We start from the raw sequence: 17512 nt of genomic DNA on the forward strand, positions 1-17512 counted from the left end.
CATGACCGACCTCCCCTTCGCACGCCGGCCGTGGCCGCTGTTCGCGACGATCGCCGTGACCTTCGCCGCGCTGTTCTTCGCGGTGCTCGCGCTGCCGCACGATCCGTATATCCGCTTCCAGCAGCTGTCGAAGACGATCCAGTTCCGCAGCCAGTGGGTCTACGAACGCATCGCGCTGGATCGCACGCCGATCGACATCGCGGTGGTCGGCAATTCCCGCCTCGGTGCCGGGGTCAGCGCGCCGCTGGTGCAGGCGCAGCTTCGCCGCCTGACGGGGTCCGACCTTCACGTCGCCAACCTGACGATGCCGCAGGAGGGGCGGAACGTGCACTACGCGATCGTCAAGCGACTGATCGCGGACCGGCCCGAGTTGAAGCTGATCGTCCTGTCGGTAATCGAACAGATGCCGCGCGAGGGTCATCCGGCGTTCCGCGATCTCGCCGATGCCGAGGATGTGCTCGGCGCTCCGCTGCTGCTCAACCGCGACTACGCCAATGACGTCGGCGTCCTGCCCTTCCGACAGATATCGCTGTTCGCTCAGTCGCTGTTCCCGCGCGCGTTCGGTGACGCGACGGCGCTCGACCCGGCGCGCTATCCCGGCACGGAATATGACTCGACCCAAACCTTCCGCTTGCCGGACGGCAAGATCGTCGACCGTGATGGTATACAGCTGGAGGGAACGCTGGCAGCGACCGCGGCGGCACGCGTTCGACAGATTACCCGACCCTTGCTGGGTGCGCGCGGCGCGGACTATGAATTCGCGGTCGAGCGCGACTATACGCGTCGCATCGCCGCGTTGGCGAAGGCCCACGGTGTGTCCATCATGTTCCTGTACCTGCCGATCTACAAGGATCACGAGCCGGTCAGCGATCAGGGTTTCTACGATGCGATCGGCCCTACCGTCAGTCCGCAGTTCATCGCAGACGATTATCGGCTCTATTCCGATTATGGCCATCTCAACGTCTACGGTTCGCGGCTCGTCGCGCCGTGGCTGGCCGATCGTATCGCCGATCTCGCGCACCAGCGCCGGATCAAGCCAGTATCGGATCAGTAATGCGTCCCAGCCCCCCACCCTTCCCGATGGAAATCCCGGCACTCACCTCACTGCGGTACTGCGCCGCAATCTGGGTCGTCTTCTATCATTTCTCCCATTTCACCAACGCTGTCGCGCTGCAGGAATTTCCGCTCGTCGCCTCCGGCTATCTGGGCGTCGACTTCTTCTTCATCCTGTCCGGTTTCGTGCTGACCCACGTGTACCAGCCGCAGATCGCCGCGGGTCATTTCGATTACTGGGCTTTCGTATCGAGGCGCTTCGCGCGCATCTATCCGATGCACGCGGTGACGCTGGCGGCGTTCCTGCTGATCGGCATGATGACGCGATCCGGAGGATTATACGTCAGCGAGTGGGTGTCGGGCGTCTCGTTCGCCGGCGTCGAAAATGCCGTACTTTTCCGCGCGCTCATTGCCAACCTAACGCTGATCCATGCATGGGGCTCGACTCCTCAGTTGTTTTTCAATCAGCCATCATGGTCAATCAGTGCGGAGTGGTTCGCGTACCTGATGTTCCCGGTGCTGATCCTGATCCGGCGGCTGCCGCCGCAGGCGGAGGGCGGCAAGCTAATCGCGGTCGCCGGCGTGTTTCTGCTATTCGCTGCCGGCATTGCGGTGGCTCTGAACATCGAACTCACGCGCCTGACTTGGAACGCTGGCATCCTACGCATCTTCCCCGAGTTCCTGATCGGCATGTCGCTGCATCGTTTCGGCGATACGCGGAGTGCCGGCCCACGCGGAGCCATTGCCGGATTGCTGCTGTCGGCGATTTGCGTGCTGATGGCGCTGCTCGCCGGAGCGGCGCTGCCCCGTCTTACAGTGCTGCTGGCCACCGTCGCGGTGCTCGGCCTCGCAGGTATCGTGTTCTTCGCTGCCGATGCCAACCGCCACGGTAAACTCTATACGCTCGGAGCGCAGCTGCCGGTGTATCTGGGTGAAATCAGCTATTCGGTGTACATGGTACATCTGGGGGTGGGCATCATGCTATACGATGCGCTGTTGCCGCGCTGGCGGCCAACGGACGTGCCGACCGCAGTGGCGACCGTCCTCGCCGGCCTCGTTGCAGCGACGATCGTGTCGATGCTGACCTATCGCTTCATCGAGGTGCCGGGCCGGCGCTGGCTCGTCGGCCGCGCTCGCACGTTGCAGGCGCCGGCTGTGGAGGCGCGCGATGACGCTTGATCCGCCACTCCACCATGTCGGCATCGTCCAGCCCGACGAGGAAACCGTCACCGCGCTGATGCAGGTCCTGAACCTGACCGAGGATTACCGCGGTTATGTCCCGCAGTTCCACGCGTTGTGCATCTTCACACGGACGACGAACGGTGGCTCGCCGATCGAGTTCGTCGTGCCCGACGGTGGCCCGCTGGTGAAGTTCAACAAGGGCGCCGGCGGCATCCACCATCTGGCATTCGCAGTGCCCGACATCGCCGCGACCCAGGCGGAATTTGCCGCGCAGGGCATCCGCATGATCGAACCGGAGGCCGTGAAGGGCGCCGGAAATTTCCTCTGCAACTTTCTCGCGCCGACCGCTACACGCGGGATCATCACCGAATATGTCCAGTTGCTGGACTGACGACGCGCGGCGGATCGCACCGCCATGCACTAAGAACGACCAATCCGGGACTGACTGAATGGCTCGCAATTACGACAGCAGGAAGCGCACGCTGGTCACCGGCGGAGCCGGCTTCGTCGGCTCCCACCTGATCGACCGTCTGCTGGAGCGCGGTAACGAGGTGCTGTGCGTGGATAATCTGTTCACCGGCGCGCGGCGCAACATCGCCCACCTGCACAATCATCCCCGGCTGGAATTTCTGCGCCACGACGTGACGTTCCCGCTCTATGTCGAGGTCGACGAGATCTACAATCTCGCCTGCCCCGCCTCGCCCATCCACTATCAGCATGATCCGGTGCAGACGACCAAGACCAGCGTCATCGGCGCGATCAACATGCTCGGCCTCGCCAAGCGGCTGAAGGTGCCGATCCTCCAAGCCTCCACCAGCGAAGTGTATGGGGACCCCGCAATCCATCCGCAGGAAGAGAGCTATTGGGGGAACGTCAACCCGATCGGCGTCCGCTCCTGCTACGACGAGGGCAAGCGCTGCGCCGAGACGCTGTTCTTCGACTATCACCGCCAGCATGGGCTGGAGGTGAAGGTCGCGCGCATCTTCAACACCTATGGCCCGCGCATGCATCCGAACGACGGCCGCGTCGTCTCCAACTTCGTCGTGCAGGCGCTCGCGGGGCAGCCGATCACCATTTACGGCAACGGTGCACAGACTCGCTCCTTCTGCTACGTGTCCGATCTGGTCGACGGCCTGATGAAGCTGATGGACAGCCCGGCGGAGGTGACCGGCCCGATCAACATCGGCAACCCCGTCGAGTTCACGATCCGCGAGCTGGCCGAAGAGGTCATCCGTCTGACCGGATCGTCGTCGGAGCTGATCGAGATGCCGCTGCCGCAGGACGATCCCAAGCAGCGCCAGCCTAACATCACGCAGGCGCGCGCGAAGCTCGGCTGGGAGCCTACCGTGCCGCTGGCGCAAGGCTTGCCGCCCACGATCGAGTACTTCGCCGGACTGACCGATCGTGGCTGAGCCGCAGCACCCGGCATCGGGAGGATCGGAGTTGCGCGTGACCGTGGTCGTGCCGCATTACAATGATCTCCCGGCGCTCGGGCGCTGCCTCAATGCCTTGCAGGCGCAGACCCTGTCCGCAGACGCGTTCGAGATCGTCGTCGCCGACAACGCGTCGCCGCAGGGCGAGGCGGCGGTGGCGGCCGTGATCGCGGGCCGTGCCCGTCTCCTGACCGTTTCCGAGCGCGGAGCCGGGCCCGCGCGCAATGCAGGCGTCGGTGCAGCGCAGGCGCCGATCATCGCGTTCACCGACTCGGACTGCGTACCGGAGCCCGGCTGGCTCAAAGCCGGCTTATCCGCGCTCGAACGATATGACATCGTCGGCGGCCAGATGGAGGTTCTGGTCGATCCCTCGCGTCCCAAGACGGGCGCGGAAGCGTTCGAGCAGGTCTTCGCGTTTCGCAATGATCGTTACATTCGCGACAAGGGGTTCTCCGTAAGCGCCAATCTGTTCTGTTCTCGCAAGGTATTTACCATCGTTGGCGGGTTTGGCGTGGGCCTGTCGGAGGATGTCGACTGGTGCCACCGCGCCACAAGCCTCGGTTTCATGATCGGTTTCGCCGAAGCCGCCGTGGTCGGACACCCCGCTCGCGTCGATTGGCCGGAGCTGCTGATCAAATGGCGGCGGATCAATTACGAAGGCTATCATCTTGCTCTAAAGGAGGGCCGGCGGCTCCGTTGGATGCTGTCTACGTACCTGCTTCCTGCATCGGTGTTGGCTCATCTGCCACACGTTATGGCATCTCGCTCGCTTGGTGGTCGGCGGGAACGCATGTCCGCGATCATGACGCTGACGCGATTACGCGCCTGGCGGCTGATCGACGCGCACCGCCTGTTCTTCGGCTTGCGACGCTGACACGATGACAGTCGCCGTTTGCATCGTCGGCTTCCGCAACGCCGAGGATATCGCCCACTGCCTTACGGCACTGGGGCGATCGACTTATGCCGATTACGAGGTCGTTATCTGTGAGAATGGCGGCACGGCCGCATTCTCCGAACTGGTCGACATCTTGCCGACCGCACTTCCCGGCGGCCAGCCGGTCCAGACGATCCTCGCCGCCGGCAATCTCGGCTTTGCCGGCGGCGTCAACGTCTGCATGAACGCCCGCCCGCTGGCTTCGGCATGGTGGATTCTCAACCCGGACGCCCAGCCGGATCCGGATGCGCTGTCGGAACTCGTCGCGCGATTGGCGGAAGGTGATGCGGATGCGGTCGCCGGCACGCTCTATCTGCCCGGCCAGATTGTTCAGGCGCATGGCGGGCACTGGCGACGCTGGTTGGGACGACCCGTGTCGATGGGCCGCAACGACCCCCTTGGCGAAGCACCGGCTCGCGACGCGATCGAGCCCCGGCTTACCTATCTGCTCGGCGCCTCGATGCTGATCGGTCCACGCTTCGTCGAGCGCGCGGGCCTCATGCGCGAAGATTACTTCTTGTATGGTGAGGAGATCGAGTGGTGCCTGCGCGCGCTCGCCCGCGGTGCCAGGCTCGGCTTCGCGCCCGCGGCGCGCGTGCTTCATACACAGGGCAGCACGACCGGTTCGGCCGATGGCATCCGCAATCGGCCGCGGTTGCCGATCTACCTCGACGAGCGCAACAAGCTCAACATCGTCCGCGACGTCGATCCGTGGCGACTCCCCGTCGCGATCCCGGCGACCTTGGTGCTGCTGACAGCCCGGTTCGCCCGACGCGGCGCCTGGCCGCAGTGGCGTTGGGCGCTGTCAGGCTGGTGGTCCGGCGTGCTTGGTCGTCGAGGTGTCCCGGCTTGGCTCTCACAGGAGTGAAGTGTCGGCCGAAGTATTCGCAGTCTTGCCAGTCTTCCACGCCGAAGCCGCTGCCGCGTCTATCCTGACAAACCGAGCAGCGCGCAATCGCTCGCGTGACGGACGGCCCCAGCGCATCGCGACTCAGAGCAATACGAGCATCCGAAGATCCTCGATCGCAGTGTCACTGATCTCATACTGACCGTACAACGCAACTTCCCGATGACGCCGAACAAAACCGTCAGAGATCGATATCACCGCCCCCGCTACTCAACTTCCGCGACACGGCGCCGAGTGGCCAGCACGTCGAAGAAATGACCATCCGTGCTGCCATCCGAACCAATGAATTCGGCCTACCCGGCAAACTGCGAAGCCTAACAAGGATATCCGCGGTAATCGACTGCCCACTGTATCGCTGTGACCGCCTTTGCAACGCGAAGGCTCGGTAACAGTATCAAAGCAACTTGCAGCGACTTTCCTTGCGCACGACTAGGCCACGCTGCCAGCGAATGATGTTTGTGATCGCCCCCGCCCCCCGTCCACCAGATAGATAACCTACGGGTTTGAAGCTTTTTGCCAGGCTTCCGAACGAACGACGGAAGCTGAGAACATACCTTCCGCCTCCGGTCGCGCCCTGACGACTGATGCGCTCGAGATTTGCAGCAGGGAGTTCGAAGCCCCACCATCCGCAGGCTCGCACAATAACAATGGCCTCTACCTTCCAGCGCAAAGTCCTTCTTACCATCACTTGCCGACACGGTCCCAACGGCATCCGCCACGAGCCCGCTCGTCGAACGTTCGCCGACACCTCTCCAAACGAAAACGGCCGCCTTCCGAAGAAGGCGGCCACTCTCATAACGAGCCCGGCGGACCGGGATCGTCAATCGCTTCAGGCGAAGCTGACGCTCACGCGCTTGCGACGGCGCAGGGCGCCACCGACGGCACCGACGCCAACCATCATCATAGCCCACGTGGCAGGCTCAGGAACCGCACCGATGTTGAAGTTGCCGGCATAGGTTGCCGGCGTGCCGAACGAACGGCCCGTCACGGTCAGCGTGTACGTGCCCGGCGTCACGTTCAGCGGCGTAACACCCCAGAGCTCGGTGAGCGCGAGCGGCTCGCCGACCAGCTTGGTGAAGCTGAACGTACCGCCATTGCCGGTCAGCGTTGCGCTGGTGAAGTCGATGTCGGTCAGCCCGTTGTTCGACGACGCTGCGTTGCTGAAGTCGGCTGCGAGAACGCCGCGCGAGGTGACGATGAACGTGAAGACGTTCGTGAACGTGCCGACGAGACCGCCGTTGTTACCGAACGTGCCCGAACCGGTCGCGCCGCTGAAGAAGTTGTAAGGCGTTCCCGGCCCAGTCGCAGCCTGAGCCTGCGCTGCCGTCGGAGCCACCATTGATACGGTAGCGGCGAGCGTCACCGCCGCCAGAGATGCAAACTTGGTCATGGATCTTTCCCTTTTACTGCGAACCGGGGTCGGGAACATCCCGAGGAACCTTCAAAACCCCACTAGGTCCGCAACGCGACAATACGCAAAACGGTTGCGCATCGCAACATGCTCAACGTGGAATTAATGCTTGTTAGGAATGGCGGATTTACGGGGGGTTGTTCAATTTTGAGACAGAATCAATTGATCGACAGTCTTCGTGCCGCCTGCGCCATCCACAGATAGGTGGGCACGCCTTCCTCGATAAACCGGAACTGACCCGCCGGGTCCGCCTCGATTCGCTCGATCAGATTCGCCTCGGCGGCGTGCTGCATGACAGCATCCTGCACCTGCGCGTCGGATTCCAATGGAGCCAGAACATCACCCCCGAAGCGGCCCCCACGCTGGAGCGCGGCGAGCGCCATCAGCGCCAGCGCATCCCAAGCCGCTTCGTTCTGCGCGATTGCGATACGGCTGCGTTCGGAGATGCGGTTGACGATCTCGTCGCACGACCGCCGGATCGCCAGCCGCGCGTCCTGCGGCTCGACGACCAAGCTGTCGCGGTCGATCGCGGCCAGCCCCGCGTGCTGGCCCAACAAGCCCGCCAGATAGGGCGACCCCGCCGCCAGCGACGTGATGATCTCCACCGCTTCGTCGGCATAGGTCAGCCCGCTCGCGCGCTCCCCGTTGCGGATCAGCGTACCGACCTCTTCGCGCGTCATGCTGGTCACCGGCAGACCGACGATGTTGCGGCGGATGGAGGGGATATGCTCCAGCAATTCGGTCAGGTTCGCGGCGACGCCCGCGATGACGAGTTGGACCCGCACCGACCGGTCCGACAGCGTCTTGATGAGCTCTGCGACCTGACGACGAAAGTCGCCCGCCGGGCTGCGATCGAACTCGTCGAGGATGATCAGCAGGCGCGTGCCCTGCAACCGCGCGAACTGATCGCTGACCTGCCGCGGCGTGACTTCTCCGGCTGGCAGCAGATCGGCAAGCGTCGCGCCTTTCTCGATCGCATCGGACGTCGGCTTGTAATCGGCATGAAACAGCAGCGGAACGTCCGCCGCGACCGACCGGAACAGGTCGCCGAAGCTCGTCTCCTCGCCGCACGACGCATACCGCACCAGATAGCGTGCCTCCGTCGCCTGACGCGCCAGGACGTGCAGCATCGATGTCTTGCCGATGCCGCGATCGCCATACAGCACGACGTGCAGCTTCTGATCCTCGATCGCGCGGATCAGCGTGGTCAGCAGCGCCGCGCGACCGGCGAACATGTGCGGGTCGACGACCGGCTGCGACGGGGTGAACGCATCGCGCAGCCGGACGCGAGCGCCGGAGGCACCCGATCCCCGGCGCGAGTCGAGCTGGTCGACCGCCGACGCGCGGAACCGCGGCAGCGCGCTGCCGGCCGGGTCCTCGCGCACGCCGGTCGCCTGCGGTGGACGCGGACGAACCGGACGCGGCACCGCCGCGGTCGTCCCGGCATCGCGCCCCGTCAATTTTTCCCACCAACTCACTTCATCACTCCTCGATGTCGGCCAGTATCCCGCCGGTCCGTCCGAGGATCAGCGCGCGAAGGGCTTCAGCACGAACCACGTGTAGACGGGCACCGCCGCGATCACGAGCACGGCCAGGATATGCTGATCGTGATTGCCCAGATAATTGCCCAGCGCGCATCCGATCGCCGGCGGCAGATACTCGATCATTCGATCGCTCGGCTCTTCGGCGGTGGACCGCTGCAGAAACAGCACGATCAAACCCGCAAACAGCGCGATCGTCACCCAGTCGTAGATCGTTTCCACGTACAACCCCTTAGTTTCCGCCCGCCCGCTACTTAGGGGCGCAGGCACGCACAGGCAATCGACGCCGGCGGTCCCATGCCCCGTCGCGGCATGCTTGATGCAGCCTTATTCCGGAGAGTTTACCAATTCCCCCATAGCGATCCATGCCGCCGCTGCCAGCAGCGACCGTAACCGCCACGACGGAACCAGCAGGGTCTGCGCGTTGGGAGGGTCCGAACTACCTCACAGGAGCCCGCCCAGCCCCCCGCTGGTGTCGAAATGCGGCGTCACCCCCGCGACCGGCGAGAACGGCACCCGCACCACCGGCAGTCCCACGGCATCGAACGACGTCCGCCGGTGCGCCGCCACGCTCCAGTCGATCGCCCCGGAAACAGCAGCAACGGCCCGAAACCACTCTTCAGCACGTTCAGTCCGTCGTCCAGTTGCTGCGGAGGCCGCGCCGCATGGAAGAGCGGCGACGTATCGGCGAAATGTAACTCGCCGCCCACGGCGCCCGAACCGGGAAAGGCGCCGAGCGCTTCGCGGTGTCGTTGAACCACACGCTCGCCGCGCCCGCCGCGAAGTCGAGCGAGAACAGGACCCAAGTCCACACTCCCGCCGTCAGGCCCTGCCCGGCCGCCGTCGACAGGTTCACGCCCAGTGTCGGACTGGCGGCGTTGCTGTTGCCTACGAACGACAGTCGCCCGTCATTCGCCACGCGCACTGCGAAGCTCGTCTGCCCGACGGGTCCCCTGGACAGGTTGATGAGGAACGGCACAGTCGCCAGCGAATCGATCCGCACCAGCATCGCCCCCGCGATCTGCTGCCCGTTGGGGAAGCCGTGGCTCTCGCGCCCGTACAGGCTCACCCCCCTTCCCCTAACCGTGAAGCGCGACGCCGCCACGCCCGCCGCCGTATCGACATACAGGCCCACCGTCGTCCGCAGCGTTCCGGCGGCGTTGCTCGGCCACGCATGCAAGGTCTGCATCCCCGATGTCAGCACACCCGTCCTCGTCCGCGTGATCGTACCGTCGGCGGCGATCGCCAGCGTCGCGAGCGGCACGAGCCCCACCTGGTCCATCGTCAGCGTCATGCTCGTCGCTACGCCCGTATGCGGCAGCCGACCGATCACGGCACCCGCCGCGACGTCCACCGTCGTCAGCAGTTCGTGGGGCGGGGCGAAGGGAGGGCCCGTTCCCTCGCTCGCCATCGTCGAATCGCCGACCATCCGCGCCATCAGCGCATAACCGCGGGCGGAGAAATGCTTGATGTCGACCGCCTGCCACGACCCGACGCCGACCGCGCCCAGCTTGCGATGCACGGTCAGCGCCGTGCTGTTCCATGCCACCTGCCCCCTCCGGCGACAGGTCGGACGGTGCACCCGCGATCACGATCGGTGCCGCGTCGCGGTAGACGGGATCGCGACCGGACCGCCTCCGCGCAGCGAAACCGGCACCGCCCCGTTGGTACCGCTCTGGATCGCGTCATAGCCCGTCGCCGCCGTCGGATCGGGATGATCGCGGGCATAGCGCTGGAAGTTCAGGATGTGGCGATCGTGCGAGGCCGTCATCGCGCGGCGATGATGGACGTGCGACGCCCCCTCGATCATGCCGTCGCTCCGGTTGTGCTCGGCGGGCGCGGGGATGTGGAACCAGTCGCGCCCGCCGCCGATCCGCGCCGCCGCCGCCCCCCAGTTCGACGCTCACCTGCGCCGGCCAGTTGCGCGACCATCCGGCCACGCCGCTATTGTAGTTGTTGAGCCCCCGCCGGAGAAGAACTGCGGCCCCTACATTTCCGCCGCGAACGCACCACCCGCCAGCATCGCCACACGGCCGGCGATGCTCGCCATGTTCTCGCCCGCCACGCCGCCGTTGCAGACGCCGGTTCGCGTCCTGTCGCTCGGTGCGCCCAGATGACAGGCGACGCCGGCCGGCGCACCTCCCCCCGCCGCCGCCATCGCGCGTAGCGCCTGCGAATAGCCCGACCTGCCCGGCGCACCGACACCGAAGGTCGTGCTATCGCCCCACAGGTTCCACGCCCGCCCCATCGCGAACGGCGGCCGCGTGACGGCTGGCGGCGCCAGCACCGTGCCTCAACCGCCGCCACGCGAGCGCAACGTCGCCCAGTCCAGCCCTAAACCGAACATCAGTACAGCGCCCAGATATCGGTCGCCGTCCGGCCCGTCGCCACGCGCACGCAGCGCAGCGGAGTATACCCCTGCTGCAACGGCACGCCGGCCCGCACGCCCCTCGGCATCGACCAGATTGGCGGTCCCCGCCACCCGGGCCAGCAGCGCCTTGCAGGTTCCGCCGGGCAGATCGACCTCTGCCTTAACCACCGGCACGAAGCGCACGGACGGCGCGGAGGGGTTGTTAACGAAACTGGCGAAAGAGTCGGGCATTAAAAGATTCCTCTTAGATTCCTGTTTTGTTCTCAGTATCTCTTTCCAGCAATGTAAGCCGGCATCATCGTCTGTGATAGCTTGGCAAGCCGACGACCTTCTGCGAACGAGGTTTTCGACTGTATCGGGGGTAAAGTGGCAGAAGCACGCGAATCTCTAGCCATTTCGACGATGCGTCATGTGCCGCAACTCGACGGGCTACGCGCCGTAGCCATCGTGATCGTCTTCATCGGTCACTTGAAACTCGTGAGCGCATTCCCTGCGGGGTTCGGCGTTACGATATTCTTTTTCCTGAGCGGTTTCCTGATCACGACGCTACTGCGTATCGAACAGACCAATACCGGCAAAATTAGTCTTAGAGGATTCTATTGGCGACGTATTCTGCGCATCAATCCGCCGCTGTGGATATCGATGGCATTCGTCGCAGCGTTGTGCTTGAGCGGGCTTATCGATCAGCCGTTAGATCCGTTCGTTGTGTTCGGGCAGGCTTTCTTCTTCGTGAACTACCTGCCCTCGATGGGCCAGGGCGACGGACTACCCATCCCGCTGTGGTCGCTCGCTGTCGAAGAACACTTCTACCTTTTGTTTCCGCTCTGCTTCGGATTGGCGATGCAATCCATGCCTGCACGGAAATTGGCGCTTTGGTGCGCAGCGGCATGTTGCGCAGTTTTGGCGATACGCTTGTTCAATATCTACGCAATCGGCGAAGTCGAACGTAATTACTATTGGACCCACACGCGCATCGACTCGATCTTGTACGGGTGTATTCTAGCTTTGTGGAACAACCCGCTGGTCGAGCGATCCGCATGGAAGCCGCGCCCGTGGCATGTCGCCGGGGCGATGCTTTTGGTCTTGCTAACTTTTGCAGTCCGTGCGCCGGGCTTTCGCGAAGGTCTAAGATACTCGCTGCAAGGAATGGCTTTGTTCGTCCTGTTCTCGTGGACAGTACAGCACAAAGGCTGGCTGTCGCGCATTCTGCTACTACAGGTCGTGCAGCGGGTGGGCCTCTACTCCTACACCCTGTATCTCGTGCATTACGGGATCATTCTCGCGGTCTACAAAAATTTGCCTGGTTTGCCCGTAATTGCACAGGTCGCTCTGGCGGCAGCCTTGTCGATGATAATCGGCGCGTTGATGTACCGGCTGGTCGAACGCCCACTTGGGCGTTGGCGGCGGCGTCTCAACAGGGCCGAGGCAACCGATCGGGCAGGCGAGCCGATCTTCACCGAAGAAACCCGAGCCTCCTAGCTATTCCCTGGTTCGCTGCTCATCTGCAACGCGTGGTCCCCTCACCCTTCGGCTCCGCCTGAACCGCGTTGCCGCATACGCGGTTCTGACCGCCGGTCACGCGCACCCAGGCCTTGATCGGAGGGTGCGGGAACGCACCCAACACCGATCCCTTCACGGTGTTGACTGTGTTGCCGCTGACGTCCGCCTGCTGCACGTTTTTCAGAACGATCCCATTGAACGCCGACAATGTCAGGATGTTATCCTTGACTGTCACGCGTTCGAACGGGCGCTGCTCGGGTCCGTTATGGGGATTTGCGATGAAGAAACCCTGCATGAAGCCGGAGGCGGTGTTACCGACGATGATCAGGTCGGATGTGACCGGATACCCTTGGGCTGACCACGCCTGAACACAGTCGGGATGATCGCCATCGCGGACGAGTTTGCCGTCGGCGGCATAGACGGCTTCGATCGGCCGGAAATCACGGCATTGATTGCGCTCGATGCGGACACGCTGCGACATGGCGACGTTGACCCCATCGGATCGCGTGCCCGCGAAGTCATTGCCGATCACGTCGATATCCTGGCTGCGGCTGATCGCGACGGCGATGCGCGCACCGCCGATGGCCATGTTTGACAGCCTGATACGTTGCGCGAAATCCACGATCACCGCAAAGTTCTGATCCGTTGGACTCCGGACGACCCCGCCTGTGATCTCGACGCCTTTTACGTTACGAAGTGTCAACCCTGTGAACCGCGCTCGTCGTGCGTCGATCTTCAGGCTTGGCGAAAAGGTTCGAGCCGGCATGGCGACGGTGCCATAATCCCCCTCGGCCAATGTGATCGTCTCGCCACCCTTGGCACTGGCCAACACAGGCACCAGGCTCGCTGGCGTCACCGGACGCCGGTCGATGGTGGCCGCAACGCCGATACCGGTAACCAGCGCGGAAAGCGTTAGGCCGAGCCCCATTCCCCGCACGATCACGCCGCGCCCAAAACTGGAGCGCGACCGGCCACGCCGGACATCTTGCCAATGCCCTTTCTAGCGGCGGTCGTCGTCGCGGGTGACAACGCCCGTTCGCGAAAGACCGCTGCGACGATCAAGCCGAGCATAATGAACATCAGGGGATGATTCTCGGTCTGGCTGAATACGGATTTGCTGATGAGGAAGTTGATCATGGCGATACAAGCCGCGCCCATGAATGCCAGTTCCGGATCACGCGTCATGATCGCCGTCTTGCCGGAATGCCAGATGCCCAACACCACCATCGCGTAATAGACGATGAACCCGACGACCCCGAACTCCAGCGCCACGGCGAGGTAATAGGTGTCGATTGTGAGCATGTCGGCCCCCGGAGCGATGTACCCCAGGGTCTGGGCGCCCTCGCCGATGCCGTGACCGATCGGGTTCTTCGCCACCATTCGCAGGCCTGCTTCATACTGGTACCGGCGCGCGTCGGTGCTGTTCTGCTGCGCGCCGCCACCCCACACCAGCACTTCCAGCCGGCGCCACGCGAACGACAGGACGATGAAGGCCATGAAAATCGCCGGATAGCCCAGCGTGATGAGCGGCCCGAACAGGCTGTCCTTCTGCCGATACCACCGCATCGACGCCCAGAAGAACAGGTAGATCAGGATCGACATGAAGAACCCGATCACCGCCAGCCGCGAATCGGTACGCAGCACGACGTAGAATATCATCGGCAACGTCGCGAACGCCGCCACGCGTACCCACAGCCGGCGTGCCGTGACCATGATGTGCAGGATGAAGGGGACCGACATGCCCAGAAACTCGCCCAGGCCCAGGCTGATGCCGAACTTGCTCTGCACGCGGTAGACGCCCGTCGCCGCGCGCGACACGCCGCTCAGGATGTAGAGGATTTGCGGATCCTCGATCTTCAGGAACGATGGGATGCGGCCGGCCCAGGGCAGCCGGCTGTACCGCGCCTCGTAAACGCCGATGACACTGACGTAGATCGCGATGAACCACAGATAATAGGCGAACCGCCTGATCCGCCCCGGCTGTACGAAGACATAGGCCGCGACGACGAACACCGCCGCCCACGAATATAGCGCCAGCACGTAACGATTGATCGAGAACACGATGTTGCTGGAAAGTGCGATCGACAATCCGGCGATGACCATGAACGCGACGAGCAGCTTCCACAGCCACGGGGTCGCGGAACAGATTTCGGCGATGCGTGCGCGAAATGCCGCCGAGCAGGATACGCAGACCAGCAAGATGATCGTCAGCGGCACCCCGGTCAGGCGGGTCATCGTCACCCACGGCAAGCCGGGCACCGCGAAGGCGATATAGTCTGGCCAGCACAGCAGGCCGAAGACGAACACCGTCAGCATCGGCGGCAGCCATCGCTCCGGCACCCGCGCCATGTCCGGCAAGACCCACAGGGTGATCCCGGTCAGGATGACCAGCGGCGCGGTAAGCTGCACCAGCAGATATCGCCCGAACAGCGCGAACGCGAAGCCATACAGGAGCGCGAAGACCGTCAGCGCCAGGAAGCACAGCCAGCGATAGCGGCGCAGGAAATGGCGGTGTGCGTAGCGGCCGATGGCGGGGGCCGGCCGCTCGTCCCGCGGCGTCGGCCGGAACCGGTCCGGCACGAACCGCGCCAGCCGTCCGATGCCCAGCCGGCTCGGCAGGGAGGTCAAGGTGTTCATGCGTGCGTCCCTCTTGCCCTCGACCGTGCCCCCGGCATCATCGCCATCAGCCTCGCTATCGTACCGCGTTCACGCCAGGCAATAGCACCCAGCAGGACGGCGGTGGCCGCCGCCGCCGGCAGAGCCGTCGCGGCCGTCATCCTGTCCACGCACCATGCGGTCGCCATGATCGCCGTGCACCCCAGCGTCAGCGCGGCGACCCGGCCTGCATCCAGCATCCGCGGCAGGCCGAGCGCACGATTGGTGATCGCCACGGCGATACCGACGCCGACCAGTTCTCCCGCGGCGAACCCCAGCGTCAGGCCGAACAATCCGCCGGCCAGCCACACGCCCGCCGCCGCGGCGGGAAAGGCGATCAGCCTTGCGAGATTGGCGGCGAGCACCGCGCCGCTCTTCCCGGCTGCCAGCGCCGCGGTGGTTGGCCAGATGCGGATGAATCGGCAGACCTGCAACGCGCCGATCGCGGCGATGACTATCACCGGCTGCGCGAAGACATGACCGAACAGCAGCGGCACGGCGATCGGCGCGACCACGGCGAACCCCGCCGCCATCGCCAGCGACAGCAGCAGCGCGGCACTCGCCATGTCGTCGATCGCCCGCATCAGGCCATCGCGCGTCGCGCCCGCCGCCGCGACCAGCGGCAATTGCATGGTATGGAAATAGCGCATCAGCATCATGCTGGGATAATAGATCAGCAGCAGCACCGCGGAATATTTGCCGAGGTCGCTGACCCCCAATCGCCGCCCGACCAGCAACCGGTCGCCCTGGCTCGTCAGGAACAGCAGCAGGCCATTCACCATCAGCGGTGCCGCGAAGGTCGCCAGACGCTTCGCATGTTCCGGGGCATAGCCGATCCGATAGGGACGCTCGGCGGTCAGTTGCGAAACGGCGACCATCGCCACCGCGCGCACCGTCAGCCCGACCAGCGCGGCGATGTAGCTCCGGGTGATCCAGGCGGCCAGGATCGTCGCGGCCAGGCTCGTCACCTCGGCGACCATCATCGCCAGCCCCTCGCGGCCGAAGTCGTTGTGCCGCTGGACACGCCGCAGATCGAAGTTGAAGAAGCCGGTGATGATCGGCGCGATCGCCAGCCCCATCAACCCTGCCGCCAGGATAGGCTCACGGTAGAACCCCGCGATCGGGCGGGCGAGCACCAGCAACAGCCCGGCGATGACGAACCCGCGCACCACCGACAGCAACTGCACCAGCGCCTGCGCGCGTGGCTCATCGCCCTGTCGGTCCTGGATCAGAAACCGGTCGCTGCCGCTCTCGCTGACCGAATCGAAAAACTGCGCCGTCAGGATCAGCGTCACGGACAGGCCCAACTGCTCCGGCCCGAGCAACCGGGCGAGCAGGGTATAGCGCGCCAGCGCACAGGCCTGCGCGACGCCGTTTCCCACCAGCAGCAGTCGCCCGCCCTTGCGCGGCGGCAGAACCGTCTCTTGTATCGACACACCGCCCCACTCAGGTCTTCGTGATCGCCTTATACGACGTAACCGCCTTGCGGAATGGTCAACGCGCGCGGCTCGTCGTCCATTCCGGGACGCCGGACACTTTGAGCGCTCAATCCCGCGGCTCGACCTTGGCCGGGTTGCCGCGCGCGACGCTACGATCGGGCATGTCGGTTCGGACCAATGCTCCCGGCTCGATCACACAGTCGGCCCCCACGGTGATGCCCGGAAGCACGATCGCGCGCGGCCCGACGATCGTCCGATCGCCGATATAGGTATCCAGATACAGTCCGCGTGTCCGATCGTGAGTCAGGATCACGGCCTCCTCGCCGATATGGCATTCCGCGCCGATATGGATCCCCGTCGGCCATGTGCGATCGATCAGCGCCGTCGGCGCGATCCGTGCGGACCGGTCGATCGTCATGCCCCATATCCGGGTTTGGACCACGCGCTGCCACCGCTCCCGCCAGCCGGCGCGCCCTTCCCGCTTCACCGACGCCGGTGCGTGATCGGAAACGTTGTCGGCGGGCGTGACCGTCATGTAAGGCTCTTGGCTTTCAGGCAGCTATCAGGTGGACGGTGGCAGTACGCTCGCTCAACAGACTTGCCAACCTGCGCCGCCGGCTGATCGCGGGCCGGCGCTGGTGGCTCAACCGCTTCCGCAATCTGGCGATCGACGATACGGCCAGCATCTCGCTGTCGAGCCGTATGCTGACCGGCATCCCGGGCGGGATCTCGATCGGCGCAGAAACGCTCGTCGCGTTCAAAACGTTGCTGTTCACCCGCGATCCCGTGGCCGGAACCGAACTCCCCATTCGCATCGGCCGCCGCTGCTTCATCGGCGGCGGCGCCACGATCCTGCCGGGCGTGACGATCGGGGATGAGTGTATCGTCGGGGCCGGTGCGGTCGTCATGGCGGACATGCCCTCGCACTCCGTGGTCGGTGGCAATCCAGCGCGGGTCCTGCGCACCGGCGTTGAGGTTCTCGCGCTCGGCCGGCTCGCGAGCGCGGAGGCCGCAGTGGCGGCGGGTCTGACGCTCACGCCCGATTTCTATGGCAACAGAAAGCCTCGATAGCACAGGGTTAGCGGC

General features: G+C 64.5%; 19 protein-coding genes. 8 read left to right on the forward strand and 11 right to left on the reverse strand.

Going from position 1 to position 17512, the window contains the following annotated elements; genetic code table 11:
• Position 1 precedes the first annotated feature (1 nt).
• The 6 genes from ILT43_RS03570 to ILT43_RS03595 are packed head-to-tail and all read left to right on the forward strand — an operon-like array spanning position 2 to position 5470.
• Entirely contained in the window at positions 2-1054 is a 1053-nt protein-coding gene (locus tag ILT43_RS03570) for a hypothetical protein (RefSeq protein ID WP_204194766.1), read from the forward strand.
• Positions 1054-2232 (forward strand): acyltransferase family protein, encoded by a 1179-nt coding sequence (locus tag ILT43_RS03575; protein ID WP_204194767.1) that lies wholly within the window; start codon positions 1054-1056, stop codon positions 2230-2232. Before ILT43_RS03570 ends, ILT43_RS03575 begins: the two co-directional genes overlap by 1 nt.
• On the forward strand, positions 2222-2626 hold the full coding sequence (locus ILT43_RS03580) for a VOC family protein (protein ID WP_204194768.1): 405 nt from the start codon (positions 2222-2224) through the stop codon (positions 2624-2626). The genes ILT43_RS03575 and ILT43_RS03580 overlap by 11 nt, the downstream gene beginning before the upstream one ends.
• Before the next feature lie 58 nt (positions 2627-2684).
• Positions 2685-3647 (forward strand): UDP-glucuronic acid decarboxylase family protein, encoded by a 963-nt coding sequence (locus ILT43_RS03585; protein WP_204194769.1) that lies wholly within the window; start codon positions 2685-2687, stop codon positions 3645-3647.
• A gap of 37 nt (positions 3648-3684) precedes the next feature.
• Entirely contained in the window at positions 3685-4542 is an 858-nt protein-coding gene (locus ILT43_RS03590) for a glycosyltransferase (protein ID WP_204194770.1), read from the forward strand.
• Positions 4543-4546: 4 nt separating this feature from the next.
• A complete protein-coding gene (locus ILT43_RS03595) occupies positions 4547-5470 on the forward strand; it encodes a glycosyltransferase family 2 protein (RefSeq protein WP_204194771.1) in 924 nt (307 codons plus the stop codon).
• Positions 5471-6338: 868 nt separating this feature from the next.
• Here the strand turns inward: ILT43_RS03595 and ILT43_RS03600 are convergent.
• The 7 genes from ILT43_RS03600 to ILT43_RS03630 form a co-directional block, all read right to left on the reverse strand.
• Positions 6339-6899, reverse strand: coding sequence for an FxDxF family PEP-CTERM protein (locus tag ILT43_RS03600; protein ID WP_204194772.1), 561 nt, complete (start codon positions 6897-6899; stop codon positions 6339-6341).
• A gap of 179 nt (positions 6900-7078) precedes the next feature.
• Positions 7079-8398 (reverse strand): AAA family ATPase, encoded by a 1320-nt coding sequence (locus ILT43_RS03605; protein ID WP_204194773.1) that lies wholly within the window; start codon positions 8396-8398, stop codon positions 7079-7081.
• A gap of 48 nt (positions 8399-8446) precedes the next feature.
• Positions 8447-8683, reverse strand: a complete 237-nt coding sequence (locus ILT43_RS03610) for an XrtV sorting system accessory protein (protein WP_204194774.1) — start codon at positions 8681-8683, stop codon at positions 8447-8449.
• 406 nt (positions 8684-9089) lie between these two features.
• A complete protein-coding gene (locus ILT43_RS03615) occupies positions 9090-10010 on the reverse strand; it encodes a hypothetical protein (protein WP_204194775.1) in 921 nt (306 codons plus the stop codon).
• A gap of 39 nt (positions 10011-10049) precedes the next feature.
• Entirely contained in the window at positions 10050-10271 is a 222-nt protein-coding gene (locus ILT43_RS03620) for a hypothetical protein (protein ID WP_204194776.1), read from the reverse strand.
• A 177-nt stretch (positions 10272-10448) separates the two neighbouring features.
• Positions 10449-10748 (reverse strand): hypothetical protein, encoded by a 300-nt coding sequence (locus ILT43_RS03625; protein WP_204194777.1) that lies wholly within the window; start codon positions 10746-10748, stop codon positions 10449-10451.
• Between the two features lie 6 nt (positions 10749-10754).
• On the reverse strand, positions 10755-11063 hold the full coding sequence (locus ILT43_RS03630; protein WP_204194778.1) for a hypothetical protein: 309 nt from the start codon (positions 11061-11063) through the stop codon (positions 10755-10757).
• Positions 11064-11198: 135 nt separating this feature from the next.
• Between ILT43_RS03630 and ILT43_RS03635 the strand changes: the two genes are divergently transcribed.
• Positions 11199-12311 (forward strand): acyltransferase family protein, encoded by a 1113-nt coding sequence (locus tag ILT43_RS03635; protein ID WP_204194779.1) that lies wholly within the window; start codon positions 11199-11201, stop codon positions 12309-12311.
• 19 nt (positions 12312-12330) lie between these two features.
• On the opposite strand, the gene ILT43_RS03640 is transcribed toward ILT43_RS03635, so the two are convergent.
• The 4 genes from ILT43_RS03640 to ILT43_RS03655 all read right to left on the reverse strand — a co-directional run bounded on the left by ILT43_RS03640 (position 12331) and on the right by ILT43_RS03655 (position 16961).
• Positions 12331-13275: a right-handed parallel beta-helix repeat-containing protein gene (locus ILT43_RS03640; protein ID WP_204194780.1), complete on the reverse strand. Its 945-nt coding sequence runs from the start codon at positions 13273-13275 to the stop codon at positions 12331-12333.
• Positions 13272-14969 carry an O-antigen ligase family protein gene (locus ILT43_RS03645; protein WP_204194781.1) on the reverse strand — a complete coding sequence of 566 codons (1698 nt, stop codon included), beginning with the start codon at positions 14967-14969 and terminating at the stop codon, positions 13272-13274. Before ILT43_RS03645 ends, ILT43_RS03640 begins: the two co-directional genes overlap by 4 nt.
• Entirely contained in the window at positions 14966-16423 is a 1458-nt protein-coding gene (locus tag ILT43_RS03650; RefSeq protein WP_204194782.1) for an oligosaccharide flippase family protein, read from the reverse strand. Before ILT43_RS03650 ends, ILT43_RS03645 begins: the two co-directional genes overlap by 4 nt.
• A gap of 109 nt (positions 16424-16532) precedes the next feature.
• Complete coding sequence (locus ILT43_RS03655) at positions 16533-16961, reverse strand: acyltransferase (RefSeq protein ID WP_204194783.1); 429 nt, start codon at positions 16959-16961, stop codon at positions 16533-16535.
• Between the two features lie 38 nt (positions 16962-16999).
• Between ILT43_RS03655 and ILT43_RS19675 the strand changes: the two genes are divergently transcribed.
• Complete coding sequence (locus tag ILT43_RS19675) at positions 17000-17497, forward strand: acyltransferase (protein WP_318293453.1); 498 nt, start codon at positions 17000-17002, stop codon at positions 17495-17497.
• Positions 17498-17512: the final 15 nt, after the last annotated feature.

Source organism: Sphingomonas longa (assembly GCF_016892685.1).
Classification (GTDB): domain Bacteria; phylum Pseudomonadota; class Alphaproteobacteria; order Sphingomonadales; family Sphingomonadaceae; genus Sphingomonas; species Sphingomonas longa.

What these genes read in the sequence shown, in the direction of transcription:
- ILT43_RS03570 (WP_204194766.1), top strand. Translation starts at nt 2, where the DNA reads ATGACCGACCTCCCCTTCGCACGCCGGCCGTGGCCGCTGTTCGCGACG.
- ILT43_RS03575 (WP_204194767.1), top strand. Translation starts at nt 1,054, where the DNA reads ATGCGTCCCAGCCCCCCACCCTTCCCGATGGAAATCCCGGCACTCACC.
- ILT43_RS03580 (WP_204194768.1), top strand. Translation starts at nt 2,222, where the DNA reads ATGACGCTTGATCCGCCACTCCACCATGTCGGCATCGTCCAGCCCGAC.
- ILT43_RS03585 (WP_204194769.1), top strand. Translation starts at nt 2,685, where the DNA reads ATGGCTCGCAATTACGACAGCAGGAAGCGCACGCTGGTCACCGGCGGA.
- ILT43_RS03595 (WP_204194771.1), top strand. Translation starts at nt 4,547, where the DNA reads ATGACAGTCGCCGTTTGCATCGTCGGCTTCCGCAACGCCGAGGATATC.
- ILT43_RS03600 (WP_204194772.1), bottom strand. Translation starts at nt 6,899, where the DNA reads ATGACCAAGTTTGCATCTCTGGCGGCGGTGACGCTCGCCGCTACCGTA.
- ILT43_RS03620 (WP_204194776.1), bottom strand. Translation starts at nt 10,271, where the DNA reads ATGATCGAGGGGGCGTCGCACGTCCATCATCGCCGCGCGATGACGGCC.
- ILT43_RS03630 (WP_204194778.1), bottom strand. Translation starts at nt 11,063, where the DNA reads ATGCCCGACTCTTTCGCCAGTTTCGTTAACAACCCCTCCGCGCCGTCC.
- ILT43_RS03645 (WP_204194781.1), bottom strand. Translation starts at nt 14,969, where the DNA reads ATGAACACCTTGACCTCCCTGCCGAGCCGGCTGGGCATCGGACGGCTG.
- ILT43_RS03655 (WP_204194783.1), bottom strand. Translation starts at nt 16,961, where the DNA reads ATGACGGTCACGCCCGCCGACAACGTTTCCGATCACGCACCGGCGTCG.